The sequence below is a fragment of the Pseudomonas sp. EA_65y_Pfl2_P74 genome, from assembly GCF_963970575.1.
Classification (GTDB): domain Bacteria; phylum Pseudomonadota; class Gammaproteobacteria; order Pseudomonadales; family Pseudomonadaceae; genus Aquipseudomonas; species Aquipseudomonas baetica_A.
The window spans coordinates 52946-77369 of the sequence record NZ_CAXAOQ010000023.1 but is presented as its reverse complement, the minus strand read 5'-3'; the positions used below and the strand labels follow the sequence as shown (position 1 = coordinate 77369).

At 59.5% G+C, this 24424-nt stretch carries 21 protein-coding genes; 14 read left to right on the top strand and 7 right to left on the bottom strand.

All coding sequences use genetic code 11. The features are described from left to right. Nucleotides 1–107 precede the first annotated feature (107 nt). Nucleotides 108–254, top strand: coding sequence for a hypothetical protein (locus tag AACY18_RS18905; RefSeq protein ID WP_339465683.1), 147 nt, complete (start codon nt 108–110; stop codon nt 252–254). 499 nt (nt 255–753) lie between these two features. On the opposite strand, the gene AACY18_RS18900 is transcribed toward AACY18_RS18905, so the two are convergent. Together AACY18_RS18900 and AACY18_RS18895 are read right to left on the bottom strand one after the other, a co-directional pair. Continuing rightward, a complete protein-coding gene (locus AACY18_RS18900) occupies nt 754–1869 on the bottom strand; it encodes a Gfo/Idh/MocA family protein (RefSeq protein ID WP_339465682.1) in 1116 nt (371 codons plus the stop codon). A 160-nt stretch (nt 1870–2029) separates the two neighbouring features. Then, nucleotides 2030–2950, bottom strand: coding sequence for a MurR/RpiR family transcriptional regulator (locus AACY18_RS18895; RefSeq protein WP_339432565.1), 921 nt, complete (start codon nt 2948–2950; stop codon nt 2030–2032). Nucleotides 2951–3259: 309 nt separating this feature from the next. Between AACY18_RS18895 and AACY18_RS18890 the strand changes: the two genes are divergently transcribed. From AACY18_RS18890 to AACY18_RS18835, 12 genes are all read left to right on the top strand, one after another. Beyond that, nucleotides 3260–5197, top strand: a complete 1938-nt coding sequence (locus AACY18_RS18890) for a bifunctional 5-dehydro-2-deoxygluconokinase/5-dehydro-2-deoxyphosphogluconate aldolase (protein WP_339432564.1) — start codon at nt 3260–3262, stop codon at nt 5195–5197. A gap of 69 nt (nt 5198–5266) precedes the next feature. After that, nucleotides 5267–6157, top strand: a complete 891-nt coding sequence (iolE, locus tag AACY18_RS18885) for a myo-inosose-2 dehydratase (protein WP_339465681.1) — start codon at nt 5267–5269, stop codon at nt 6155–6157. Further along, entirely contained in the window at nt 6157–6966 is an 810-nt protein-coding gene (iolB, locus tag AACY18_RS18880) for a 5-deoxy-glucuronate isomerase (RefSeq protein WP_339465679.1), read from the top strand. Before iolE ends, iolB begins: the two co-directional genes overlap by 1 nt. Nucleotides 6967–7010: 44 nt before the next feature. Further along, nucleotides 7011–8513 carry a CoA-acylating methylmalonate-semialdehyde dehydrogenase gene (locus AACY18_RS18875; protein ID WP_339465677.1) on the top strand — a complete coding sequence of 501 codons (1503 nt, stop codon included), beginning with the start codon at nt 7011–7013 and terminating at the stop codon, nt 8511–8513. 25 nt (nt 8514–8538) lie between these two features. After that, on the top strand, nt 8539–9360 hold the full coding sequence (locus AACY18_RS18870) for a TIM barrel protein (RefSeq protein ID WP_339465676.1): 822 nt from the start codon (nt 8539–8541) through the stop codon (nt 9358–9360). A gap of 47 nt (nt 9361–9407) precedes the next feature. Beyond that, nucleotides 9408–11339: a 3D-(3,5/4)-trihydroxycyclohexane-1,2-dione acylhydrolase (decyclizing) gene (iolD, locus tag AACY18_RS18865; RefSeq protein ID WP_339465675.1), complete on the top strand. Its 1932-nt coding sequence runs from the start codon at nt 9408–9410 to the stop codon at nt 11337–11339. 41 nt (nt 11340–11380) lie between these two features. Next, nucleotides 11381–12406, top strand: coding sequence for a Gfo/Idh/MocA family protein (locus AACY18_RS18860; protein ID WP_339432558.1), 1026 nt, complete (start codon nt 11381–11383; stop codon nt 12404–12406). 154 nt (nt 12407–12560) lie between these two features. Next, the gene (locus tag AACY18_RS18855) at nt 12561–13613 is read left to right on the top strand and encodes a Gfo/Idh/MocA family protein (RefSeq protein ID WP_339465674.1); all 1053 of its coding nucleotides are present in this window, start codon (nt 12561–12563) and stop codon (nt 13611–13613) included. Between the two features lie 156 nt (nt 13614–13769). Continuing rightward, nucleotides 13770–14696 (top strand): sugar ABC transporter substrate-binding protein, encoded by a 927-nt coding sequence (locus AACY18_RS18850; RefSeq protein WP_339465673.1) that lies wholly within the window; start codon nt 13770–13772, stop codon nt 14694–14696. Nucleotides 14697–14766: 70 nt separating this feature from the next. Beyond that, entirely contained in the window at nt 14767–16332 is a 1566-nt protein-coding gene (locus AACY18_RS18845) for a sugar ABC transporter ATP-binding protein (RefSeq protein WP_339432555.1), read from the top strand. A 56-nt stretch (nt 16333–16388) separates the two neighbouring features. After that, on the top strand, nt 16389–17411 hold the full coding sequence (locus AACY18_RS18840) for an ABC transporter permease (RefSeq protein ID WP_339465671.1): 1023 nt from the start codon (nt 16389–16391) through the stop codon (nt 17409–17411). A gap of 227 nt (nt 17412–17638) precedes the next feature. Continuing rightward, nucleotides 17639–17968, top strand: a complete 330-nt coding sequence (locus AACY18_RS18835) for a hypothetical protein (RefSeq protein ID WP_339432552.1) — start codon at nt 17639–17641, stop codon at nt 17966–17968. Nucleotides 17969–18024: 56 nt separating this feature from the next. Here the strand turns inward: AACY18_RS18835 and AACY18_RS18830 are convergent, their stop codons facing one another. Together AACY18_RS18830 and AACY18_RS18825 are read right to left on the bottom strand one after the other, a co-directional pair. Beyond that, nucleotides 18025–18438, bottom strand: a complete 414-nt coding sequence (locus tag AACY18_RS18830) for a VOC family protein (RefSeq protein ID WP_339432551.1) — start codon at nt 18436–18438, stop codon at nt 18025–18027. A gap of 147 nt (nt 18439–18585) precedes the next feature. Next, nucleotides 18586–19302, bottom strand: coding sequence for a hypothetical protein (locus AACY18_RS18825; protein WP_339465669.1), 717 nt, complete (start codon nt 19300–19302; stop codon nt 18586–18588). A 6-nt stretch (nt 19303–19308) separates the two neighbouring features. Between AACY18_RS18825 and AACY18_RS18820 the strand changes: the two genes are divergently transcribed. Beyond that, on the top strand, nt 19309–21120 hold the full coding sequence (locus tag AACY18_RS18820) for an ABC transporter ATP-binding protein (RefSeq protein ID WP_339432549.1): 1812 nt from the start codon (nt 19309–19311) through the stop codon (nt 21118–21120). On the opposite strand, the gene AACY18_RS18815 is transcribed toward AACY18_RS18820, so the two are convergent. From AACY18_RS18815 to AACY18_RS18805, 3 genes are all read right to left on the bottom strand, one after another. Then, nucleotides 21117–22061, bottom strand: a complete 945-nt coding sequence (locus tag AACY18_RS18815) for an alpha/beta hydrolase (protein WP_339432548.1) — start codon at nt 22059–22061, stop codon at nt 21117–21119. The two genes, AACY18_RS18820 and AACY18_RS18815, sit on opposite strands and share 4 nt — an antisense overlap. A 112-nt stretch (nt 22062–22173) precedes the next feature. Then, nucleotides 22174–23172, bottom strand: a complete 999-nt coding sequence (locus AACY18_RS18810; protein WP_339432547.1) for an NAD(P)H-quinone oxidoreductase — start codon at nt 23170–23172, stop codon at nt 22174–22176. Nucleotides 23173–23233: 61 nt separating this feature from the next. Then, a complete protein-coding gene (locus AACY18_RS18805) occupies nt 23234–24424 on the bottom strand; it encodes a YbfB/YjiJ family MFS transporter (protein WP_339465668.1) in 1191 nt (396 codons plus the stop codon).

The window sequence follows — 24424 nt, the reverse complement described above, 5'->3', positions numbered from 1 at the left end:
CAATCAGGGATGCATACGGTGGGCCGGACTGGCGATTGATGTGTGTGACTCCATGCATACGGCTTGATAACTTCCTGCGAATTGGCTAGTCGTTTTTTAGCAATAGCATGTACGAGACGCCGGAATCAAGGACGCTGGCCGTGCAGTCGGAACATCAATCGATGTTTGAAGTGAACGGCATGACCATCTATTCAGACTGCTTGCGTCTGTCGATGGAACTGGGAGATCACGCGCTTTCGCTCGGCGTGCAGTGAGGTTTCATGATTTTTTTAACGATAAGTTTTATTTTTTTTGAAACGCATAAACCCCCAGACCACAAGGCCTGGCGCCATGCCCCTTGGACAGGTTGGTGCATCCCGTTGCAGCTCCAGCGGTTGCGCTGAAACGTTTCGAGTGCGATAAAAAAAAGGGAAACGACACGAGAATTGTAAAAAACATGATTTTCGAACGCGTATTCACTCTTCAAAATCCGCTCCCCTCAGCGGAAATTCTTGCCGTTCAACCTCATAGAGGCCATTTCATTCGGTATCGCCAACGCCGTGCTGTAACAAAGGACCGGACCCATGAGAAATCCATCCACTGCGAACGCTCAGCTCACCGAGAAAACCAGTATCCCTTACCCCGGGAGCTTCGTCGGCCTGACTGAGGTGATCTCTGCGCTGCAAACCGGCCTGTATGCGCTGAGGGCGCGGATGACAGAATCTCTGCACGATCCAGCGCCCGGCATCCGTCCTGCGTCCACCCTTGTCCGCATCAAACCTCGCCGACATTGACCCAGCGCTGTTCCCGCGCCGCCATTCGAATGGCTGTCGCCAATCGCTCGACTTCCAGTGCTTGTTCGAAATCAGTGCCGGCTTGTCCTTGGCCGGCCAGGGCCATGATCAGCTCATGGACTTCCAGCGTCTTCAACTCGTTGTAGCCCAACTGATGCCCCGGCGCCGGACTGAACGCTGCGTAACCGGGCAGGTTGGGCCCGGCCAGTAAACGCTGGAAACCGTCCTGGCCTGCACGGCACAGGCGTAACTCATTCAAGCGCTCCTGGTCGAACGTCAGGGTTCCGTGTGTGCCACTGATCTCGAAGCTCAGGTGGTTCTTGTAGCCATGCTTGAGCCAACTGCTGCTGAAGGTTCCACGCGCGCCGCTGGCGAAGCGCAGCAATGCATGCGTCTGATCGTCGACGGCAATTGTGCGTTGTTGCTGACTACCGGCGGTGGTGGGGCGCTGGCGGTGCACGGTCTGGGAGTCGGCGCAGACCGCTTCGACATTGCCCAGCAGGTAGCGCGCCATGCCCAGCAAGTGGCTACCCAGATCCGCTAATGCGCCACCGGCATGTTCGGCTTCACAGCGCCATGACCAGGGGGACGCGGGATCGGCCATGAAGTCTTCGCTGAATTCGCCTTGAAAACTGATGATCTCGCCCAGTCTGCCGCTCTGAATCAACTCCCGCGCCAGCCCGATGATCGGGTTGTGCTGGTAGTTGTAGCCGACACGGGTGACGACGCCGGCATGCTTGGCCGCCAGGTGCATGGCATTGGCCTGTTCAAGGTTAACCGCCAGCGGTTTTTCGCAGTACACAGCCTTGCCTGCGGCGATAGCGGACATGGCCATCGGGTAGTGCAGGTGGTTGGGCGTGGTGATGGCGATCAGGTTTACTTTGGGATCGTCGATCAATGGCTGCCAATCGCCATAGGCCTGCTCAAAGCCCCAGGCAGTGGCGCAGGCTTGCGCACGAACGTGATCGGCGTCCGCCAGGGCGGCCAGGCGCAGTGTGAAGGGCAGTTCGAAGGCCGCACTGACGTTGCGAAAGGCCAAGGCGTGGGCGCGGCCCATGAAGCCTGTGCCGATCAGTCCGATTCCGAGTTCGCGCATGGCAGGATCCTCTAAATTCTTGTTTTCAGAGAATCAGCTTATAGAATAATTATTCTTTCCTGTAAATAAATGGAATAAATATTTACAAGTGAGTGCGCGGCCGCTGCCAGCGATGGTGGAGGGAGGGCGCTACGCGTGCAGCCGTAACGCCGCTCCTGGATCAGTCTTCGAACCCGACCTGCTCGTGAATATCATCGACCTTCAACTCCAGTCGATACGCCACGGCGATAAACAGCGCCTGGCACAGGCACAGGGTCGCACTCAATGAGCGGAACGCAAATGAACTGCCTTCGTTGACCAGCAGCAGGGTGTTGGCGCGCTTGGCCAAGGGCGAGAGATTGCTGTCGGTGATGATCAGGGTTTTCGCCTGTTGATGCTGGGCGATACGCAGGCAATGCTGAGTTTCCTTGCCGTATGGCGTGAAGCTGATAGCGATCACCAGGTCATTGGCGCGCACGCTGCGCATTTGCTCGCGATAGCTGCCGCCGAGCCCCGAGACCAGGTGGATTCGTTTGTTGGTGTGTTGCAGGTTGTAGACCAGGTAATCGGCTACCGCGAACGAACGGCGCACGCCGACCACGTAGATGTTGTCCGCATTCACCACCATGTCCACGGCCTTGTCGAAGGCCAGGTCATCGAGCTCCATTCCCAGTCGTTCGATGCCCGACAGGGTTGCGTTGATGCACTCGCGCGCCAGGTCGCCGCCGCTGGCTTTCTGCGATTTGTTGGCGATCATGCTGCGAATGCGCTGCTGGTAGTTCTGCACCGGCGTGGTTTTGTGGGTATACGCCTCGCGGAACAACGCCTGCATTTCGCTGAAGCCACTGAAGCCGAAACGCTGGGAAAACCGCACGATGGCCGACGGGTGCACTTCGCACTCGCGGGCAATGTCGCTGATGCGGTCGACCATGATCCGGTCGCTTTGCTGGCTCATGTAACTGGCGATGCGTTTGAGCTGGCGCGGCAGGCTGTCGTATTCATTGGTGATCAGCTGCAACAGACGCTCGGCATTGATCGGGGGGCTGGTGAGATCGCTCTCGAGCGTGCTCTCGGTCGTAGCCGGCTGATCGGTGCGGGACATAGGGAATCCTTCAGGCTGTTCTTATAGGGACGATTTTTCACCTCGTCCCCTGGCAATAGGTTTGCAATGCGCAGTCTACAGGGTAGGCAAGAACAAAATCTTGAGCTTGCAGTCGTGCGCAGCGTGCTGAAACGATCCACGACCTCTGGAACGCTTGTACAGGAGTATGTTGGAAAAAATATTCCACATAAAAATTATTTGGAATAATTATTGATTGTTCGGTCCCGGTCGTTTTAGTCTGCATCCACCAAGAGTGTTCGGCGCGGTCATCGTCCTGAGCACAGGCTGATAAAAATAACAGGAGCCAGCATGGGCCAGACTCGTTTTGCCAGTGGACGTCAGTTGGATCTGATTTGCCTGGGGCGCCTTGGCGTCGACCTCTATGCGCAGCAAGTCGGCGCGCGGTTGGAAGATGTTTCAAGTTTCGCCAAGTACCTCGGTGGATCGTCCGCCAACATCGCTTTCGGTACGGCTCGATTGGGCCTCAAGTCGGCGATGTTGAGCCGGGTCGGTGACGACCATATGGGCCGCTTCCTGGTGCAATCCCTGGCCCGCGAAGGTTGTGACATCAGTGGCATCAAAGTCGATCCGGAGCGCCTGACCGCCATGGTCCTGCTGGGCCTCAAGGATCGCGAAACCTTTCCATTGGTCTTCTACCGCGAAAACTGCGCCGACATGGCGTTGCGGGCTGAAGACATCAGCGAAGCCTTCATCGCTTCCAGCAAAGCCTTGCTGATTACCGGCACCCACTTCTCCACCGATGGCGTCTACAAAGCGAGCACCCAGGCGCTGGATCATGCCGAGAAACACAACGTCAAACGGGTGCTGGACATCGACTATCGCCCAGTGCTCTGGGGACTGGCCGGCAAGGCTGACGGGGAAACACGCTTCGTCGCCGATCAGAGCGTCAGTCAGCACGTGCAAAAAATCCTCCCGCGTTTTGACCTGATCGTCGGCACTGAAGAGGAGTTTCTGATGGCTGGCGGCTCCGAGGATTTGCTCACTGCGTTACGCAATGTCCGCCGGCTGAGCGCTGCAACGTTGGTGGTCAAGCTCGGCCCGCAAGGTTGCACGGTGATTGATGGCGTGATCCCGGCTCGTCTCGAAGACGGCGCCATTTATCCAGGCGTGCGCGTGGAGGTGCTCAATGTGCTGGGTGCCGGCGACGCCTTTATGTCGGGCTTCCTCAGTGGTTGGCTGGAGGATGCGAGCGACGAGCGCTGCTGTCAGTTGGCCAATGCCTGTGGTGGTCTCGTGGTTTCACGCCACGCTTGCGCCCCGGCCATGCCGACCCGCGCCGAACTCGAATATCTGTTCAACAGCCCGTTGCCGATTACCCGGCCGGATCAGGATGGGGTGTTGCAACGCCTGCATCAGGTCAGCGTGCCGCGCAAACAATGGAAGCAACTGTTCATTTTTGCTTTCGACCATCGCGGGCAATTGGTGGAACTGGCGCACAAGGGCGGTCGCGACCTGAGCGCGATTGGCGAACTCAAGCAACTCTTTATCAAAGCCGTGGAGCGGGTCGAAGCTGATTTGCACAAGCAAGGCATCGAGGCCGATGTCGGGCTGCTGGCCGATCAACGCTTTGGCCAGGACTCGCTGAACGCTGCCACTGGCCGTGGCTGGTGGGTGGCGCGACCGGTGGAAGTGCAAGGTTCGCGTCCATTGGCTTTCGAGCATGGTCGCTCCATCGGCAGCAACCTGATCGCCTGGCCGCAGGAGCAAATCATCAAGTGCCTGGTGCAATTCCACCCCGACGACGAGCCGTTGCTGCGACTGGAACAGGAAGCGCAGATCAAGGGTTTGTATCAGGCATCCCTGGTCAGCGGTCATGAACTGCTGCTGGAAATCATCCCACCCACTGATCATCCCTCGCCCCATCCAGACGTGTTGTATCGCGCCCTCAAACGGCTCTACAACCTGGGTATTTATCCGGCCTGGTGGAAAATCGAAGCGCAGAGCGCCCAGGAGTGGAAGCAACTCGACGAACTGATTCAGGCGCGTGATCCGTATTGCCGAGGCGTGGTGTTGCTGGGGCTGAATGCGCCGACAGCAGCCCTGGCCAAAGGGTTTCAACAGGCCAGCCAGAGCCAGACCTGCCGTGGTTTTGCCGTGGGCCGGACGATTTTCCAAGAGCCGAGCCGCGCGTGGATGGCGGGTGAAATCGACGATCAAGCGCTGATCCGCCAGGTGCAGGACACGTTTGTCGAACTGATCGATGCCTGGCGCACAGCCCGGGCCTGACGGGTTGACGCAAATCCCCTGTGGGAGCGTCGGTCTTACAGATAGGTAAAAACAATAAAAGGTGCAGCCATGCCCGCTATTCGAATTGGCATCAACCCGATCTCCTGGAGCAACGACGACTTGCCGTCCCTCGGTGGCGAGACGCCGCTGAGCACCGCATTGAGCGAAGGCAAGGAAATCGGCTACGAAGGTTTCGAACTCAACGGCAAGTTCCCCAAAGACGCCAAGGGTGTCGGCGATGTACTGCGTCCGTACGACCTGGCGCTGGTGTCCGGCTGGTATTCCAGTCGTCTGGCCCGCCGTTCGGTGGCCGAAGAAATCGACGCCATCGGCAGCCATGTCGAACTGTTGGCGAAAAACGGCGCCAAGGTGCTGGTATACGGTGAAGTCGCCGACTCCATTCAAGGCCAATACATTCCGCTGGTTGAACGCCCGCGTTTTCACACCGAACACGCCTGGCAGGAGTACGCCGACAAACTCACCGAACTGGCGCGCTTCACCCTGTCCCAAGGTGTTCGTCTGGCCTATCACCATCACATGGGCGCTTACGTCGAGTCCCCGGCCGACATCGACAAGCTGATGGCGCTGACCGGCAGTGAGGTCGGTTTGCTGTTCGATTCGGGCCATTGCTACATGGGGGGCGGCGAACCCCTGAAGGTGCTGGGCAAACACATCGAACGCATCTGCCATGTGCATTTCAAGGACGTGCGCAAACCGGTGGTGCAACTGGCGCGCAACAACCTGTGGAGTTTCCCGGACTGCATCATCAACGGCACGTTCACGGTGCCCGGTGATGGCGATATCAACTTCGGCGCCTTGCTCGACGTACTGCTGGCCGCCGATTACCAAGGCTGGCTGGTGGTCGAAGCCGAACAGGACCCCGCGGTGGCGCCGAGTTATGTCTACGCCAAAAAAGGCTACGACACCCTGCGCGCGCTGCTCGACGAGAGGACTGCATGATGAGCCTGCTGGTCAAAAGCAATGCCCGTGGCCGGACCATGGTCGAGCTGGGTAAAGATGAGTTGGAGTACGTCGGTTTCGCCGCGTACCGCTTGAGTCTGGGCGAGACCCTGCCAGTGTCTGCCGGTGATAAAGAACTGTGCCTGGTGCTGCTCAGCGGCCGGGTCAGCATCAAGGGCGAAGCGCCGGGGCAGGGCGCGTTCGACTGGGACAACCTCGGCGATCGTCAGTCGGTGTTCGAAGACAAATCTCCGTTCGCCGCGTATTTGCCACCCGGCAGTCAGGCGCAAGTGGTCGCGCTCAGCGAAGCACAAATCGCCGTGTGCGCCGCCCCCGGTTCCGCGGGCAATGGCCTCGGTCCACGGCTGATCCAACCCGACTCCATGAAACGCAGCGTGCGTGGTAAAGGCGCCAACACCCGTTATGTCTGCGACATTCTGCCGGACACCGAACCGGCCCATTCGCTGCTGGTGGTGGAAGTGCGTACGCCGTCGGGTCACTCGTCGAGCTACCCGCCGCACAAGCACGACACCGACGATTTGCCGCACCAGAGTTTTCTGGAAGAAACCTATTACCACCAGATCAACCCGCCTCAGGGCTTCGTGTTCCAGCGGGTCTACACCGACGATCGCAGCATCGATCAGGCCATGGCTGTGGAAAACAGCGACCTTGTTGTCGTGCCCAAGGGTTATCACCCGGTGAGTGTGCCGTACGGCTATGAGTCGTATTACCTGAATGTCATGGCCGGCCCGAAACGCGTCTGGCAGTTCCACAACGATCCGCAGCACAGTTGGCTGCTTGATCTGTGAACTGAAAAGCCCGAATTCCAACCTCTGCACGGAGAACACGATCCATGAGCGACGCCCCGGTCATCGGCCATTACATTCACGGTCAAGTGCAAGACAGCCACAGCGAACGCTTCAGCAATGTTTTCAACCCGGCCACCGGCAGCGTCCAGGCGCGCGTCGGGCTGGCCAGCCAGAAAACCGTCGACGCAGCCGTTGCTTCGGCCCTGAAAGCCTTCCCGGCCTGGTCCGAACAATCATCCCTGCGCCGTTCGCGGGTGATGTTCAAGTTCAAGGAACTGCTCGACCAGCATCACGATGAACTGGCAGAAATCATCAGCCGCGAACACGGCAAAGTGTTTTCGGACGCCAAGGGCGAAGTCACCCGGGGTATCGAGATCGTCGAGTACGCCTGTGGAGCGCCGAACCTGCTGAAAACCGATTTCAGCGACAACATCGGCGGCGGCATCGACAACTGGAACCTGCGTCAGCCGCTGGGCGTGTGTGCCGGCGTCACGCCGTTCAACTTCCCGGTGATGGTGCCGTTGTGGATGATCCCGCTGGCGCTGATCACCGGTAACTGCTTCATCCTCAAACCGTCCGAACGTGATCCGTCCGCCAGCTTGCTGATGGCCCGACTGTTGAGCGAAGCCGGTTTGCCCGACGGCGTGTTCAACGTGGTCCAGGGCGACAAGACAGCGGTGGACGCATTGTTGCAACACCCGGACATCGAGGCGATTTCCTTTGTTGGCTCGACGCCGATTGCCGAGTACATCCACCAGCAAGCCACCGCCCGGGGCAAGCGTGTGCAGGCACTGGGCGGGGCGAAAAATCACATGATCGTCATGCCCGACGCCGACCTGGATCAAGCGGCAGATGCCCTGATTGGCGCGGCCTACGGCTCGGCCGGCGAGCGCTGCATGGCGATTTCGATTGCCGTGGTGGTGGGCGATGTCGGTGACCCACTGATTGCCAGACTGCTGCCGCGTATCGATCAGTTGAAAGTCGGAAACGGCCTGAAGGGCGACAGCGACATGGGGCCGTTGGTGACCGCCGAGCACAAGGCCAAAGTCGAAGGGTTTATCGACGAAGGCGTGGCTCAGGGCGCACGACTGATCGTCGACGGCCGAAACTTCAAGGTGCCGGGCGCCGAGAACGGCTTCTTCGTCGGCGCGACGCTGTTCGACAACGTCACGACGCAAATGAGCATCTACCAACAGGAAATTTTCGGCCCGGTGCTGGGCATCGTGCGGGTGCCGGATTTCGCCAGCGCCGTCGCGTTGATCAACGCCCACGAATTCGGCAACGGCGTGTCCTGTTTCACCCGCGACGGTGGCATCGCCCGAGCCTTCGCCCGCACCATCAAGGTCGGCATGGTCGGCATCAATGTGCCGATTCCGGTGCCGATGGCCTGGCATTCTTTCGGCGGCTGGAAACGCTCGTTGTTTGGTGATCACCATGCTTACGGCGAGGAGGGCATTCGCTTCTACAGTCGCTACAAAAGCGTGATGCAGCGCTGGCCCGACAGTATCGCCAACGGCCCGGAATTCAGCATGCCAACGGCCAACTGATTCACCTGTGCGGAGAACAACAATAATGAGCAAACCCCTGCGTTTCGCCCTGAACCGTATGGTCGCCCCACGCTTGTCCCTGCCGGCGTTCATCGACCTGGCGGCGGCCCTCAAGGCCGACGCCATCGAAATTCGCAACGACCTTAAAGGCGTCGAGATCGAAGACGGCACCGCCCCCGAGCGCGTCCGTGAGTTGTGCACCGCCCAAGGCATTACCGTGCTGTCGATCAACGCGCTGTATCCGTTTGATGTGTGGAATGACGAGCGCCGTGCACAGGCCTTGAAGCTGGCTGCTTATGCCCGTGATTGTGGTGCTCAAGGGTTGGTCATGTGTCCGCTCAACGACCGTGCTGACCCGCGCAATGAGGCTGCACGCGCTTCGGGTTTGCGCACGGCGTTGACTGAACTGGCGCCGATCCTGCGCGAACACGGCATCCTCGGTTTCATTGAACCGCTGGGTTTCGAAGAGTGCTCGCTGCGCCGCAAGCGTACGGCGGTGGACGCGATCAAGGCCATCGGCGGGCTGGATGTGTTTCGTCTGGTGCACGACACCTTTCACCATTACTTGGCCGGCGAACATGAATTCTTTCCCGAGCTGACCGGACTGGTGCACATCTCCGGTGTCGAGGATGCCGAGGCGCCTTTGGCGTCCATTCGCGACGGCCACCGGGTGCTGGTGGGCGAGGGCGACATCCTTGGCAACGCGGCGCAAGTCGACACCTTGCTCAGCAGTGGTTACAGCGGCTACCTGTCGTTCGAGCCTTTTGCCGACAGCGTCCATGGTCTGGCGGATATCCAGCAGGCGATCGGCGCGAGCATGGATCACCTGCAAAGAACTCAAGGTTAATGGAAATCCCCCATTAGATTGGATTTGCCTTCATAAAAGGTGCGGCGATGAACACAACAAGACTGACCATGGCCCAGGCCCTGGTGAAATTCCTCGATAACCAGTACATCGAGGTCGATGGGGTCCAAAGCAAGTTCGTGGCCGGGATCTTTACCATTTTCGGCCACGGCAACGTGCTGGGTCTGGGCCAGGCGCTGGAGCAGGACAGCGGCGACCTGATCGTCCATCAGGGGCGCAATGAGCAAGGCATGGCCCACGCGGCCATCGGTTTTGCCAAGCAGCACCAGCGGCGCAAGATCTACGCTTGCTCTTCATCGGTAGGCCCTGGTGCAGCCAACATGCTGACCGCCGCGGCGACGGCGACGGCCAACCGCATTCCCTTGCTGTTGTTGCCCGGCGACGTGTATGCCTGCCGCCAGCCGGACCCGGTGTTGCAACAGATCGAGCAGTTCCACGACCTGAGCATCAGCACCAACGATGCGTTCAAGGCCGTGAGCAAATACTGGGACCGCATCAACCGCCCCGAACAACTCATGACGGCGGCGATCCACGCCATGCGTGTGCTGACCGATCCTGCCGAAACCGGCGCAGTGACCCTGGCCTTGCCGCAAGACGTGCAGGCCGAGGCCTACGACTATCCCGATTACTTCCTGCAAAAACGCGTGCACCGCATCGAGCGTCGTCCGGCGACCGAGGCGATGCTCGGTGATGCGCTGGCGCTGTTCAAAGGCAAGCGCAAGCCGCTGATCATTTGCGGTGGCGGGGTCAAATACTCGGGTGCCAATGGCGCCTTGCAGGCGTTGGCCGAGCGCTTCGACATTCCCTTCGCCGAAACCCAGGCCGGCAAGAGTGCGGTGGTGTCCAGTCACCCGCTGAACGTTGGCGGGATCGGTGAAACCGGCTGTCTGGCGGCGAACTTGCTGGCCAAAGACGCGGACCTGATCATCGGTGTCGGCACCCGCTACAGCGATTTCACCACCGCCTCGAAATCCCTGTTTCAGCATCCGGACGTGCAATTTCTCAACCTCAACATCAGTCCTTGTGATGCCCTGAAGCTCGACGGCGTGCAACTGCTGGCGGACGCCAAAGTTGGCTTGCAAGCCCTGGCTCAAGCCTTGGGCGATTACCGTTCTGCGTGGGGCGATCAACCGCGACAGGCCAAGGTGCAACTGGACGAGGAAGTCGACCGTCTCTATCAGGTCGAATACCAGAGCCAGGACTTTATCCCGGAAATCAACGACCACATGGACCCGGCGGTGCTGCGCGAATTCATCGAGCTGACCGGCTCCTGCCTGACCCAGAGCCGTGTGCTTGGCGTGCTCAATGAAACCCTGGCCGATGACGCGGTGATCGTCGCCGCCGCCGGCAGCCTGCCCGGTGACTTGCAGCGCAGTTGGCGCAGCAAGGGCGTGAACACTTATCACGTCGAGTACGGCTATTCCTGCATGGGTTACGAGGTCAATGCCGCACTGGGCGTGAAACTTGCCGAGCCTGAGCGCGAGGTCTATGCGCTGGTCGGTGACGGCTCTTACATGATGCTGCATTCCGAACTGGCGACCTCGATCCAGGAGCGCCGCAAGATCAACGTGGTGCTGTTCGACAACATGACTTTCGGTTGCATCAACAACCTGCAGATGGAACACGGCATGGACAGCTTCGGCACTGAGTTGCGGTTCCGCAACCCGCAAACCGGCAAGCTCGACGGCGGTTTCGTGCCGGTGGATTTCGCCATGAGCGCGGCGGCTTATGGTTGCAAGACCTACAAAGTGAGCACGGTCGAAGAGCTGCGAAGCGCATTGGCCGATGCGCGTTTGCAGACGGTGTCGACGCTGATCGATATCAAGGTTCTACCCAAAACCATGATTCACAAATACCTGTCGTGGTGGCGGGTCGGCGTGGCGCAAGTCTCCACCAGCGCCCGCACCGATGCGGTGGCCAAGACCCTGAATGAACGACTGGCCAAGGCCCGTCAGTACTGATTGCCCCTGATACCACAACAAATTTTCACCGGAGAATCTTCATGTCATTGCTCTCTCATTCACTGCGGATCGGCGTCATCGGTACCGGGGCGATCGGCCAGGACCATATCCGTCGTTGCAGCCAGACCCTGCTCAATAGCCAGGTCGTTGCTGTAACCGACATCAATTTGCAGCAAGCCGCGAAGGTCGTTTCCGACTTGAAACTGACCGCTGAGGTCTATCCCGACGGCCATGCGCTGATCAAGGCACCGGAGGTCGAAGCAATCCTCGTCACCTCTTGGGGCCCGAGCCATGAAGCGTTCGTGCTGGCGGCGATTGCGGCGGGTAAACCGGTGTTCTGCGAGAAGCCGCTGGCGGTCACCGCTCAAGGTTGCCGCAACATCGTCGAGGCCGAAGTGGCCCACGGTAAACGCCTGGTACAGGTCGGTTTCATGCGCCCCTATGACGAAGGTTATCGGGCACTCAAAGCCGTGATCGACAGCGGTCAGATTGGTGAGCCCTTGATGTTGCACTGCGCGCATCGCAACCCGAGCGTGGGTGAAAACTACAAGACCGACATGGCGATCACCGACACCCTGATCCATGAACTGGACGTGTTGCGCTGGTTGCTCGACGACGATTACGTGTCGGTGCAGGTGGTGTTCCCGCGCAAGAGCAGCAAGGCCCTCGCGCATTTGAGAGACCCGCAGATCGTGCTGCTGGAAACCGCCAAGGGCACGCGCATCGACGTGGAAGTGTTCGTCAACTGCCAATACGGCTACGACATCCAGTGCGAAGTGGTGGGGGAGACCGGCATCGCCAGGTTGCCCGAGCCGTCCCAGGTGCAGTTGCGCAGCGGGGCGAAGTTGTCCAACGCGATTCTGATGGACTGGAAGGATCGGTTTATCGCGGCGTATGACGTTGAGTTGCAGGCATTCATCGATGGCGTGCGCGCCGGGCAGGTGGGTGGCCCGTCAGCGTGGGATGGCTTCGCCGCTGCCGTCGCCGCAGACGCGTGCATCGAGGCGCAGAGCAGCGGGGCGATCGTCAAAGTCGGTCTGCCAGACCGCCCACATTTCTACGGCTAACGATGATCGCCTGTGGGAGCGGGCTTGCTGGCGAAAGCGCTGTGTCAGCCGACATCAATATTGACGTGTCCGCCGCCTTCGCGAGCAAACCCGCTGCCACAAGGACGGCGTGTGTCCAGTGAGCGGTTACATAACAATAAGAAGGAATGCACACATGCGGATCGGACTTGTCGGTTACGGCCATGGCGGCCGGTTTTTCCATGCTCCGCTGATCAGCAGTTTGCCGGCGGCGACGTTCGTGGGTGTGGTCACCCGTTCACCGGAACGCCGACAGTTGCTGGCGGCAGAACACCCAGGGGTGCCAGCGTTCGACAGCATCGGCCAACTGGTGGAGGCCGGGATCGATGTGCTGGTGGTGTCCACGCCGCTCAAGGGCCGTCCGGCGTTGGTGCTTGATGGCATCGAACACGGAGTGGCGGTGGTCAGCGACAAACCGTTTGCCGCTGATGCGCAGCAAGCGCAAACCCTGATTACCATGGCCGAGCGCCAAGGCGTGCCGCTCAGCGTCTATCAGAACCGTCGCTGGGACTCGGACTTCCTGACCGTGCGCAAACTCATCGAATCCGGTGCGTTGGGCCAAGTCACCCGTTTCCAATCGCGGATCGAACGTTACTCACCACTGGCGGTGAACAACGGCAGTGGTGGTGGTTTTCTTCGCGACTTGGGCAGCCATCTGGTCGATCAGGCGTTGCTGTTGTTTGGTCCGGTGACACGGGTTTACGCCGAACTGGATTACCTGGAAAAAGGCCAGGTTTTCGATAACGGCTTCTTTATGGCCCTGACCCATGCCAGTGGCGTGACCTCACACCTGGGCGGCAGTTGCCTGCAAAACACCCCCGGCCCGCGCTTTCGGGTGACCGGCACCCACGGTTGTTACAGCGTCGATGGTCTGGACGGGCAAGAAGCCTCGGCACTCGCCGGGCTTTCGCCAAAAACCGAAGGTGAGCGCTGGGGGGTGGAAGAACATCGCCGCTGGGGCTGGTTCGAACAGGGCGAGGTGCGCGAACGGGTGCCCTCCGAGCGCGGTTGCTGGAATCAGTTCTATTTACAGCTACAAACCGCGTTGCAGAGCTGTGGCCCACTGCCTGTGGACGCCCGTGATGCACTGGCGACCACTTGCGTGCTGGACGCTGCGCGACTGAGCGCCGAGCGGCATCAAGTGGTGGAATTGAGCCTGTTCGAGCGCCATGGAATAAAATCAGAATAAAATTCTAAAATTAGTTGATATGGAAATTATTTTCCAATAAAGTCGTTTTCAGCGACCTGCCTCGCCACCTGTTTAAACCCTTTTCCCGCTTGCCTGCTTACTGAAATCGTCACGCCTCATCCATAAAACCAACAAGAATGTGGAGAAAGACTTTTCATGAAGACCAAGACCCGCTTTGCCTCACTTGCCTTGTCGCTGATGTTCGCCAGTGGCGCGGCGCTCGCCGATATGAAGATCGGCGTCAGCATGTCCCAATTCGATGACACCTGGCTGACCTACCTGCGCGAATCCATGGACACGAAAGCCAAGTCCTATCCCGATGGCGTACAGCTGCAATTCGAAGACGCCCGCAGCGACGTGGTCAAGCAATTGAGTCAGGTCGAAAACTTCATCAGCCAGAAGGTCGATGCCATCGTGGTCAATCCGGTGGATACCGCCGCCACCCGTAAAATCACCGAAGCCGCCGTCAAGGCCGGTATCCCGCTGGTCTACGTCAACCGCCGCCCCGATGACCTGAAGCTGCCCAAAGGTGTCGTCACGGTCGCCTCCAACGATCTGGAGGCCGGTGAAATGCAGATGCAGTACCTGGCCGACAAAATGGGCGGCAAGGGCAACATCGTGATTCTGCTCGGCGACCTCGCGAACAACTCCACCACTAACCGCACCAAGGGCGTCAAAGAAGTATTGGCCAAATACCCGGACATCAAGATCGAGCAAGAGCAGACAGGTATCTGGTCGCGGGATAAAGGCATGACCCTGGTCAACGACTGGCTGACCCAGGGCCGCAAGTTTGACGCGGTCGTGTCCAACAACGATGAGATGGCGATTGGCGCGGCCATGGCCCTGCAACAGGCAGGCGTCAAAAAGGGTAGCGTGCTGATTGCCGGTGTCGACGGTACGCCGGACGGCTTGAACGCAGTGAAGAAGGGCGCCTTGGCCGTCTCGGTGTTTCAGGACGCCAAGGGACAGGCCGACGGTTCGATCGACACCGCCGTGAAAATGGCCAAAAACGAGCCGGTTGAACAGTCCGTGTGGGTGCCATACCGCTTGATCACCCCGCAAAACGTCGACACGTTCAAATAGCCCGTCCGTTCAATAACAACAATAAATACGCAAGGTTGCCACCGCGACCTTGCTGATGGAGTACCTGATCATGTTCGCTTCAGCGACTGCTTCGAGCACCCCGTTAGTGGGTATCCAGCCAACTGCAACACCTGCCGATGAGCCGTACCTGCTGGAGATCGTCAACGTCAGCAAGGGATTTCCCGGTGTGGTTGCCTTGGCCGATGTGCAGCTTCGGGTACGCCCAGGTTCTGTGCTGGCCCTGATGGGTGAAAACGGCGCTGGCAAATCCACCCTGATGAAAATCATTGCCGGCATCTATCAGCCGGACGCCGGTGAACTGCGCCTGAGGGGCAAGCCGGTGGTCTTCCAAACACCACTGTCAGCGCTTCAGGCCGGGATCGCGATGATCCACCAGGAACTCAACCTGATGCCGCACATGAGCATCGCCGAAAATATCTGGATCGGCCGTGAGCAGCTCAACGGCTTTCGCATGGTCGATCACCGGGAAATGCACCGCTGCACGGCGAAATTGCTCGAACGCTTGCGGATCAACCTCGATCCGCAAGAGCAGGTCGGCAACCTGAGCATCGCCGAACGGCAGATGGTCGAGATCGCCAAAGCGGTGTCCTACGATTCCGACATCTTGATCATGGACGAACCGACCTCGGCCATCACCGACAAGGAAGTTGCCCACCTCTTTTCGATCATTGCCGACCTGAAAAGCCAGGGCAAAGGCATTATCTACATCACCCACAAAATGAACGAAGTGTTCGCTATCGCCGATGAAGTGGCGGTGTTCCGCGATGGCGCCTACATAGGCCTGCAACGGGCCGACAGCATGGACAGCGATAGCCTGATTTCGATGATGGTCGGTCGCGAGTTGAGCCAGTTGTTCCCGGTACGCGAAAAGCCGATCGGCGATCTGTTGCTGTCGGTGCGCGACCTTAAACTGGACGGCATTTTCAAGGATGTTTCCTTCGACCTGCACGCCGGCGAGATCCTCGGCATCGCCGGGCTGATGGGCTCGGGGCGGACCAACGTTGCCGAAGCGATTTTCGGCATTACCCCAAGCGACAGTGGCGAGATTCGTCTCGATGGCGAAGTGGTGCGCATCAGCGACCCCCACATGGCAATCGAGAAGGGCTTCGCGCTGTTGACCGAGGATCGCAAGCTCAGCGGTCTGTTCCCGTGCCTGTCAGTACTGGAAAACATGGAAATGGCAGTGCTGCCGCATTACGCCGGCCGCGGATTTATCCAGCAAAAAGCCCTGCGCGCCTTGTGCGAAGACATGTGCAAGAAGCTACGGGTGAAAACCCCGTCACTGGAGCAGTGCATCGATACCTTGTCCGGTGGTAATCAGCAGAAAGCCCTGTTGGCGCGGTGGCTGATGACCAATCCGCGCATCCTGATTCTCGACGAGCCGACCCGCGGTATCGATGTCGGCGCCAAGGCCGAGATTTACCGGCTTATCGCCTATCTCGCCAGCGAAGGCATGGCGGTGATCATGATTTCTTCGGAACTGCCGGAAGTGCTCGGCATGAGCGACCGCGTGATGGTCATGCACGAGGGCGACCTGATGGGCACCCTCGACCGCCGCGAAGCGACTCAGGAGCGAGTGATGCAACTGGCCTCGGGCATGTCCGCCGTTCACTAATGAATGCTGACGCTGGCACGGCCAGCGTCGTCGACGCGATAGAAGGGTGAGTAGTTATGAACGCGATACTGGAAAACAAACCGGCAGCGGCGCCGGCCAAGAATCGCCGGCGCTTTCCGACCGAGCTGAGCATCTTCCTGGTGCTGATTGGTATCGGCCTGGTGTTCGAAGTGTTCGGCTGGATCGTGCGCGACCAGAGCTTCCTGATGAACTCCCAGCGTTTGGTGCTGATGATTCTGCAAGTGTCGATCATCGGCCTGCTGGCGATTGGCGTAACCCAGGTGATCATCACCACCGGCATCGACCTGTCGTCGGGATCGGTGCTGGCCTTATCGGCGATGATTGCGGCCAGCCTGGCACAGACCTCGGATTTCTCTCGGGCGGTATTCCCGTCGCTGACCGACTTGCCGGTGTGGATTCCGGTGATTGTCGGGCTCGGCGTCGGGCTGTTGGCGGGGGCAATCAATGGCAGCATCATCGCCATCACCGGAATTCCACCGTTCATTGCCACCTTGGGCATGATGGTCTCGGCCCGTGGCCTGGCGCGTTACTACACCGAAGGCCAGCCGATCAGCATGCTGTCGGACTCCTACACGGCCATCGGTAACGGCGCGATGCCGGTGATCATCTTTCTGGTGGTCGCGGTGGTTTTCCACATCGCATTGCGCTACACCAAGTACGGCAAATACACCTACGCCATCGGCGGCAACATGCAGGCGGCGCGTACGTCCGGTATTAACGTCAAACGCCATCTGGTCATCGTCTACAGCATCGCCGGGTTGCTGGCAGGATTGGCGGGCGTGGTGGCTTCGGCCCGCGCCGCCACCGGGCAGGCGGGGATGGGCATGTCCTATGAGCTGGATGCCATTGCCGCAGCGGTCATTGGCGGAACCAGCCTGGCGGGCGGGGTAGGGCGCATCACCGGCACCGTCATCGGTGCATTGATTCTTGGAGTGATGGCCAGTGGATTCACGTTCGTCGGGGTCGATGCCTATATTCAGGACATCATCAAAGGCTTGATCATCGTGGTCGCGGTGGTCATCGACCAATACCGCAACAAGCGCAAACTCAAGCGCTGACTTTGACGGCAAACAGCGAGGGCCTGTTCTGGCTCTCGCTTCACCACATCCCCATTATTTTCAGCCAGGGTGTTTGCCACGCATCATGAGGGCTGTCGGTGAGTCGACCGTTGTGCTGATCAGTCCAGCAAGGCAGTAGAAAAATCGGTAAAAGCGGCAAATTGCTGGCCCCCTGATTGCACTTTGAACGGCAAACTCGCTTTTTTTCAAAAGGTTAGGTTGGCCACATGCGGACGATTGTCATCACCGTTGCAACGCTTTCCCTGGCTGTCTTTGCCGCGGGGGTTCAGGCAAGGGCATTGAGCAAAAACCATCGCTTTGCCTGTACCTGGGGTGCCGATATCGCCGCCGGTGCGCAGCAATCGAAACTGTCCGGAATCTCCCTGTACGGTGCACGCAAGCGCTTGCAGGCCCGCAAGTTCCAGCAGCCATGGATGCGCATGACCGCCATGGGCATCACCGAGCAAACCTACAACAGCAGCTCGCGGCTCAGACCCGCGGCGATCAAGCAAACCTACTATGAACAATGCGTGCGGCATGAACTGGCACAGCGTTAAGCCAAAAGCCCAACCCTTAACGGTTGGGCTTTTTCATGGGTGTGGAAAACGCAGACTCACTTGTCGCTATCGCAATTGACCATCCATGACACGCCAAAGCGATCCACCAACATGCCAAATCGTGCGGCCCAGAAGGTCGCTTCCAGCGGCATGTCGACGCGACCGTCCTTGGCCAGCGCGTTAAATATCCGCTCGGCTTCGGCAATGCTGTCGACGTTCAGGGAAATTGAACAGCCACTCATGCCCTGAGTCGGGCGGTCGGGCGTGGTGTCCGAAGCCATGATCATCTGATCGCCGACTTTCAGGCAGGTGTGGATGATCAGGTGCCGATGTTCTTCTGCAACGTGCTCCGCAGCGGGGGATTCACCGAAAGAGGTCATCGCCTCCAGTTCGCCGCTCAGGGCTTGCTGATAAAAAGTGAAGGCTTCTCGGCAGTCGCCGTTGAAGATCAGGTACGGGTTGATTTTCATGTCTTTGTTCCTGGCAGTCAGGCGTGGAGTAGTGGTTGTACAGCGTGTTCCACGATGGGCGGTTAAAACATAGCAGAGGTTTTGACGTCGGGATCGAGCGGGTTCTCCCGATGTTTTTCAAATGAAAAGACCCGGGCAAGTCCCGACTCAGTCGACGATGACGTGCTCGTCGTCACCCAGGCATATGGTCAATTGCTGACCCTCCTTGCTGAACGCGCAATGGGGTAGCTCAAGGTGCGTGGCAATTTTGATCGGCGCGCCGATAAAAACAACGGCTATGAGAACCGCCACCACAGACCTGCCGATCATTGCGAAGCGGGACGGCTGGCCGCTGCTGTGGCTTTTCTTGAGTCTTGAGCGCAAAAAAAGACCGAACAGCATCAAGCCTGCGCCGATCAACATTGCGCTGCCGATTTCATGGGGGCTGATGCTGTAGATCCGTTGTTCTGCATCGTCTGGATAGTTGACTAGCCACCAGGCGCCCATGCCAAGTGGCAAAAGCCCTGCGGCGATGCAGGCATGGATCGATCCAGGCAAGCGCACTAGCAGGCTTATCAACAAAACCACTGTGGTCAGAACCCAGGCACTGACAAACATTTGCCCGCCCATGCCGCCCATGAAGGTGCCACCGACATCGATCGGTGTCATCAGATTCCAGTCATAAAAAGCGCTGTGCAGCAGCAGCGTCAGAGCCGCGAGCCAGCAGAGAGGGTAATAGAGCCAAAGGGCATTGGGGCGAGATAACACGTTGAGTCCTTTTCGTGGTGTTCGGCGCACGCCAGTATGCCGAGGAATTCGCACACTATGAATTTCAATCGTTGCGCTGGAGTACCATGGCGCACTGTCATCACCTGCCGGGTTCAACGTCCTATGCCTTCATTTTCCCGCGTCACTTTCTTGTTCGACCAAGCGCAGCGTGCGTTGCGGTTGGTCTGGGGGACGTCGCGAGGTTTGTTTCTGGGGCTGGTGCTGGCGACGCTGATTGCCGGGATGCTGCCGGCACTGGCGGCGTGGTTGGGCCAGCGCATTGTCGATGCCGTGGTCGCGGCGATGCAGCTGCACGCGCAGCACGGCAGTGCGCCGCTGTGGCCGGTGTTGCGATATGTGCTGATGGAGGCGGGGGTATTGGCGTTGTTGTCCGGCACACAGCGGGCGCTGTCGGTGCAGCAGTCGCTGTTGCGGGTGCAGTTGGGCCAGAAGGTCAACACGATGATTCTGGAGAAGGCGCAGACCCTCTCACTGGTGCAGTTCGAGAACTCCGAGTTCTACGACAAGCTGGTGCGGGTGCGCCGCGAAGCCTCGACGCGGCCATTGGCGTTGGTCATGAAGTCGCTGGGATTGATCCAGAACCTGATCATGCTGATCAGCTTCGGCGTGCTGCTGGTGCACTTTTCGCCGTGGGCCTTGGTGCTGTTGGTGGCCGGGGCGCTGCCGGTGTTTTTCGCCGAGGCGCATTTCTCCGGTGATGCGTTTCGCCTGTTTACCCGTCGCGCGCCGGAGAGTCGACAGCAGAGTTACATCGAGACGCTTCTTTCCCACGAGGCCTATATCAAAGAGGTCAAACTGTTCGGCTTCGCACCGCTGTTGCTGCAACGCTACCGCGACACGTTCGCCAGACTCTATGCCGAAGATCGGCGCTTGACGCTGCGTCGTGATGGCTGGGGTTTCGGTCTTGGATTGCTTGGCACCGCGGCGTTCTACGTGGCCTACGCCTGGGTGGTGATCGATGCAGTGCAGGGCGACATCAGTCTGGGCCAGATGACCATGTATCTGGTGCTGTTCAAGCAAGGTCAGAGCGCTGTGAGCAGTAGCCTGAGCGCGATCAGTGGTCTGTACGAAGACGGCCTGTACCTGACGAGTCTTTATCAATACCTCGCTGAACCGGTGCTGGCCGATACCGGTCACCTGACCGTCGGCGCGCAACCGGGCGATGGTCTGCGTTTCGAAAACGTCGGTTTCTGTTACCCGGGGGCCAGCCGTCCGGCACTGCAAAGCATTGACCTGCATCTGGTGCCGGGCAACAGCCTGGCGTTGGTGGGGGAAAACGGTTCCGGCAAGACCACGCTGATCAAGTTATTGACCCGCCTATACCGTCCCGATCAAGGACGCATTCTGCTCGATGGCAGCGATTTGCAGGATTGGCAGGAAACCGCGTTACGCCGTCGCATTGGCGTGATTTTCCAGGATTACATCCGCTACCAGTTCAGCGTCGGGGAAAACATCGGCGTCGGCGATACGCTGGCGTTCAACGACCAACAACGCTGGAAGGAGGCCGCTGCCGAAGGGATGGCGGCGCCATTCATCGAAAGGCTCGACCGTGGTTATGCCACGCAGTTGGGGCGCTGGTTTGCCGGTGGCCAGGAGTTGTCCGGGGGGCAATGGCAGAAGATTGCGTTGTCCCGGGCGTATATGCGCCGTGATGCCGACATCCTGATCCTCGATGAGCCAACCTCGGCCCTGGACCCGGCGGCGGAAGCCGCGGTGTTTGAGCATTTCAGCCAGCACACGGCAGGGCGCATGACCTTACTGATTTCCCATCGTTTTTCCAGCGTGCGCAATGCCGATCACATCATCGTGCTGCAACAAGGAAAGATTCTGGAACAGGGTGGCCACGGTGCGCTTATCGCCGCGGCCGGGCATTACGCGCAACTGTTCGATTTACAGGCGCGTGGTTATCGTTAGGTGTCCCGTGCGCTGCGCACAGTCGCGGGGCCGGCGATACGAGGGGCGGGCTGGGTTTGCATCAACGCATCAATAGCCTTGCGATAATGTTGCCCGCCCAACGCCATGCTGTTGTTGTGCGTCGCTCCAGGCACCAGCAGCAAGCGTTTGGGTTGCTGTGCCGCGTTGAACAGTTGTTCGCTGAAACGCGGGGGGACTAAGGCATCGGCCAAGCCATGCACCACCAGCAGCGGCATATGAATCTCGGCGATCTTGTCGATGGAATCGAACTTCTGCGACAGCAGCCAGCGCACCGGCAGCGAGGTATTGGCCACCGCCGCGGCGACATCCGCCAGAGAGGTGAACGTGGACTCGATCACCAGTCCGCGCACGGGCAGTGGCGTGTGATCGCGGGCGGCGTCCTGTCCGAGTTCGGCTGCCAGATCGATTGCCACGGCACCGCCGAGGGAGTGACCGTAGATCAGGCGTTTGTTCGGATCCGGTTGCAACAGCTTGAAACGCTCCCACGCCACTCGCGCATCTTCATAAACACTGCTTTCGGACGGCAGATCACCCTTGCTCTTGCCAAACCCACGGTAATCGATGGCCAGCACCGAATAGCCCGCTGCGCGCAGTTGCTCGATGCGGAACAATTGCCCGGTGAGGTTCCAGCGCACGCCGTGCAGATAGAGGATGGCCGGGGCATTCTTGCGTTCTGCAGGCCACCACCAGGCATGAATGTTTTGCCCGGCCTTGAAACGTTTGGGTTGCAGATCGAGTTCCTGCACGCTGCCGGGCAAGCCGTGATACCAACCCGCCGTGCCCGGTTCGATGCGAAACAGCAGTTTGCGCTCGGTATGTTCCAGCACGGCACAACTCGCCGGCACGCCGATAATAAGCGCGGCCATGCAGGCGAATGCCAAGCGGCGACGTCGCAGGCGGGTCATGAAGGAAAGGAACATTAAACGGTTCACCACTGCGCAGACAAAGAACGCTTTTTACCAGATGCCTCGGTCTGTGCACGACATTTTCGACCATCGCCCGTGTGCAACGATTACAAAATGCTGCGGCGGCTCAGTCCACGCGAAGCACGATTTTGCCGATGTGATCGCCGGCTTCCATGTGGGCATGGGCTTTGGCCGCGTCGGTCAGTGAGTAGACCTTGTCGACCATCGGCAGACAGCGTCCGTCGGCCAGCACCGGCCATACGTGTTCGCGCAGTTGATCGGCGATCGCGGCTTTCTCGGCAGCGGTGCGTGCGCGCAGCAGAGAACCCGTTACAACGGCGCGTTTGCCGAGGATTGCCAGCAGATCAATGTCATTGGCCCGGGCGCCGCCAAGGAAACCGAGCATCACCACTCGTCCATCCATCGCCAGGGCGCTGATGTTTGCGTTGAGGTAGGAGGCGCCCATGATGTCGAGAACGATATTCACGCCTTGACCGGCAGTTTTCTCGGCGATGACGTCAGCGAAATTCTCTTCGCGATAGTTGATTGCCTGACCGCCCAGCTTACGGATCACTGCGCATTTCTCGGCGCTACCGGCCGTGGCAAATGCCTCAATGCCGAACTCACGACACAGCATCAGCGCGGTGGTGCCGATACCGCTGGTGCCACCGTGAATCAGCGCACGTTGCCCGCTGCTGGCACCACCTAGGCCGAACAGGTTGGCCCACACGGTAAAAAAGGTTTCCGGGATCGCGGCGGCCTGCACCCAATCAATCCCGGCGGGGATTGGCAGGGTCTGGCCGGCCGGTACTGCGCAATATTCGGCGTAACCGCCGCCATTGGTCAGCGCGCAAACGCTGTCGCCAAGCTCAAACTGGCTGACACCGGCCCCGAGCGCGACCACTTCGCCGGCTACTTCAAGACCGGGAATCGGGTTCATTCCGGGCTTCATCGGGTATTTGCCGGCGCGTTGCAAGGCGTCTGGCCGGTTGATGCCGGCGGCGTGAACGCGGATCAGCACTTCACCCTCAGCGGCGACCGGCAACGGTACGCGTTTGGCTTGCAGAACATCGGGGCCACCGGGTTCAGTGATTTCGATGCGAGTCATTTCGTTGGGTAAGGACATTTGGATTCCTGTTGCCAGAGGTTCTATAGATGGGAGCGCGGCCTGCCGGTAATGATTCCGTTCAATTTTCACAGAACCGCGGTTTAGGCGAAGAGGGTAGCCATTTCGGGGCATGCTCCAGCAAAATTGCCACCGTGATCGCGCCCGCGGCGATCATGAACAGCCAGGCGTGATGGCCACCTGTGGCATTGAACAACGCCGAATAGGCAAACCCGGCCAGCGCCTGGAACGTGGCAAACGATACGGTGGCGCGGCTCCAGGCGATTTGCTGGCGATGATGATCCGGCACCAGTTCATGCACACGGGCCAAGGCCAGTGGCACGATACCGGGTGGGAATGAGCCGATAATCACCGCCAGCACGGCCAGGGCCATGAAGGTGTGGGAAAACGCCAGCAGCCCCAGCGCAATCACCTGCACCATCAATACCAGCCGGATGCCTGTCCGCGCGCCAAGTCGATCAGCGAGAAAACCATAACTCACCGGCCCGACAATTGCGCCCAGGCCATACATGACCCACACCCGTGCACCCATATGCGCCCCGGCACCGAGCCCGCGAGCCACGTAATCCACCAGGAACACCATGGCCGGCACCAAACCTGCGGCCATGAACGCATATTGGCCGAACAGCAAATAGACGGCGGGAGGTGTTGGCTCAACCGGCACAACCTCGTGAGTCGCAATCGCATGCGGTAAATCGGCGGGCCAGCCAAACCAGCTCAGTGCGGTCAGCAACAACGACAAACCGCCCAGCCCCAACCAGGTGGCCTGCAGGCCCAGGCTCAGCAGCGGCGGCACGATTGTCCCGGAACCGGCAATCCCCAGGCCGATACCGAGGAAGATTGCGCCGCTGGCCAGCCCTTTACGGGACGCCGGCACATGGGGCAGGACGGTCGCCGCCACCAGCACCATGATCGCGCCACCGGTAATCCCTGACAGCAAACGCCAGCCAAAGAACCAGCCCACCGACAACGGAAACGCACAGGCAAAAAACGCGGCGGTGACCAGCAGCATCATCAGTCGCAGGGCGTTTTTATTGCCAAGTTGCCTAGCTATCGGCCGACCGAGCAGGGCGCCGATCAGGTAACCGACCAGATTGGCCGCGCCGAGATAGACCACGTCGTTGGCAGAAAACCACTGCGCCTGAATCAGCGAGGGAATCAACGGTGTGTAGGCGAAGCGCGCCAGGCCGATGCCGACCAGGCTGGCGCAGAGTCCGGCGAAGATCGGTAACGCTGAGGATGATGTACGCAT

Excerpts from the sequence above, each read along its gene's own strand:
- AACY18_RS18905 (WP_339465683.1), top strand. The coding sequence starts at position 108 with ATGTACGAGACGCCGGAATCAAGGACGCTGGCCGTGCAGTCGGAACAT.
- AACY18_RS18900 (WP_339465682.1), bottom strand. The coding sequence starts at position 1,869 with ATGCGCGAACTCGGAATCGGACTGATCGGCACAGGCTTCATGGGCCGC.
- AACY18_RS18895 (WP_339432565.1), bottom strand. The coding sequence starts at position 2,950 with ATGTCCCGCACCGATCAGCCGGCTACGACCGAGAGCACGCTCGAGAGC.
- AACY18_RS18890 (WP_339432564.1), top strand. The coding sequence starts at position 3,260 with ATGGGCCAGACTCGTTTTGCCAGTGGACGTCAGTTGGATCTGATTTGC.
- iolE (WP_339465681.1), top strand. The coding sequence starts at position 5,267 with ATGCCCGCTATTCGAATTGGCATCAACCCGATCTCCTGGAGCAACGAC.
- iolB (WP_339465679.1), top strand. The coding sequence starts at position 6,157 with ATGAGCCTGCTGGTCAAAAGCAATGCCCGTGGCCGGACCATGGTCGAG.
- AACY18_RS18875 (WP_339465677.1), top strand. The coding sequence starts at position 7,011 with ATGAGCGACGCCCCGGTCATCGGCCATTACATTCACGGTCAAGTGCAA.
- AACY18_RS18870 (WP_339465676.1), top strand. The coding sequence starts at position 8,539 with ATGAGCAAACCCCTGCGTTTCGCCCTGAACCGTATGGTCGCCCCACGC.
- iolD (WP_339465675.1), top strand. The coding sequence starts at position 9,408 with ATGAACACAACAAGACTGACCATGGCCCAGGCCCTGGTGAAATTCCTC.
- AACY18_RS18860 (WP_339432558.1), top strand. The coding sequence starts at position 11,381 with ATGTCATTGCTCTCTCATTCACTGCGGATCGGCGTCATCGGTACCGGG.
- AACY18_RS18855 (WP_339465674.1), top strand. The coding sequence starts at position 12,561 with ATGCGGATCGGACTTGTCGGTTACGGCCATGGCGGCCGGTTTTTCCAT.
- AACY18_RS18850 (WP_339465673.1), top strand. The coding sequence starts at position 13,770 with ATGAAGACCAAGACCCGCTTTGCCTCACTTGCCTTGTCGCTGATGTTC.
- AACY18_RS18845 (WP_339432555.1), top strand. The coding sequence starts at position 14,767 with ATGTTCGCTTCAGCGACTGCTTCGAGCACCCCGTTAGTGGGTATCCAG.
- AACY18_RS18840 (WP_339465671.1), top strand. The coding sequence starts at position 16,389 with ATGAACGCGATACTGGAAAACAAACCGGCAGCGGCGCCGGCCAAGAAT.
- AACY18_RS18835 (WP_339432552.1), top strand. The coding sequence starts at position 17,639 with ATGCGGACGATTGTCATCACCGTTGCAACGCTTTCCCTGGCTGTCTTT.
- AACY18_RS18830 (WP_339432551.1), bottom strand. The coding sequence starts at position 18,438 with ATGAAAATCAACCCGTACCTGATCTTCAACGGCGACTGCCGAGAAGCC.
- AACY18_RS18820 (WP_339432549.1), top strand. The coding sequence starts at position 19,309 with ATGCCTTCATTTTCCCGCGTCACTTTCTTGTTCGACCAAGCGCAGCGT.
- AACY18_RS18815 (WP_339432548.1), bottom strand. The coding sequence starts at position 22,061 with ATGTTCCTTTCCTTCATGACCCGCCTGCGACGTCGCCGCTTGGCATTC.
- AACY18_RS18810 (WP_339432547.1), bottom strand. The coding sequence starts at position 23,172 with ATGTCCTTACCCAACGAAATGACTCGCATCGAAATCACTGAACCCGGT.
- AACY18_RS18805 (WP_339465668.1), bottom strand. The coding sequence starts at position 24,424 with ATGCGTACATCATCCTCAGCGTTACCGATCTTCGCCGGACTCTGCGCC.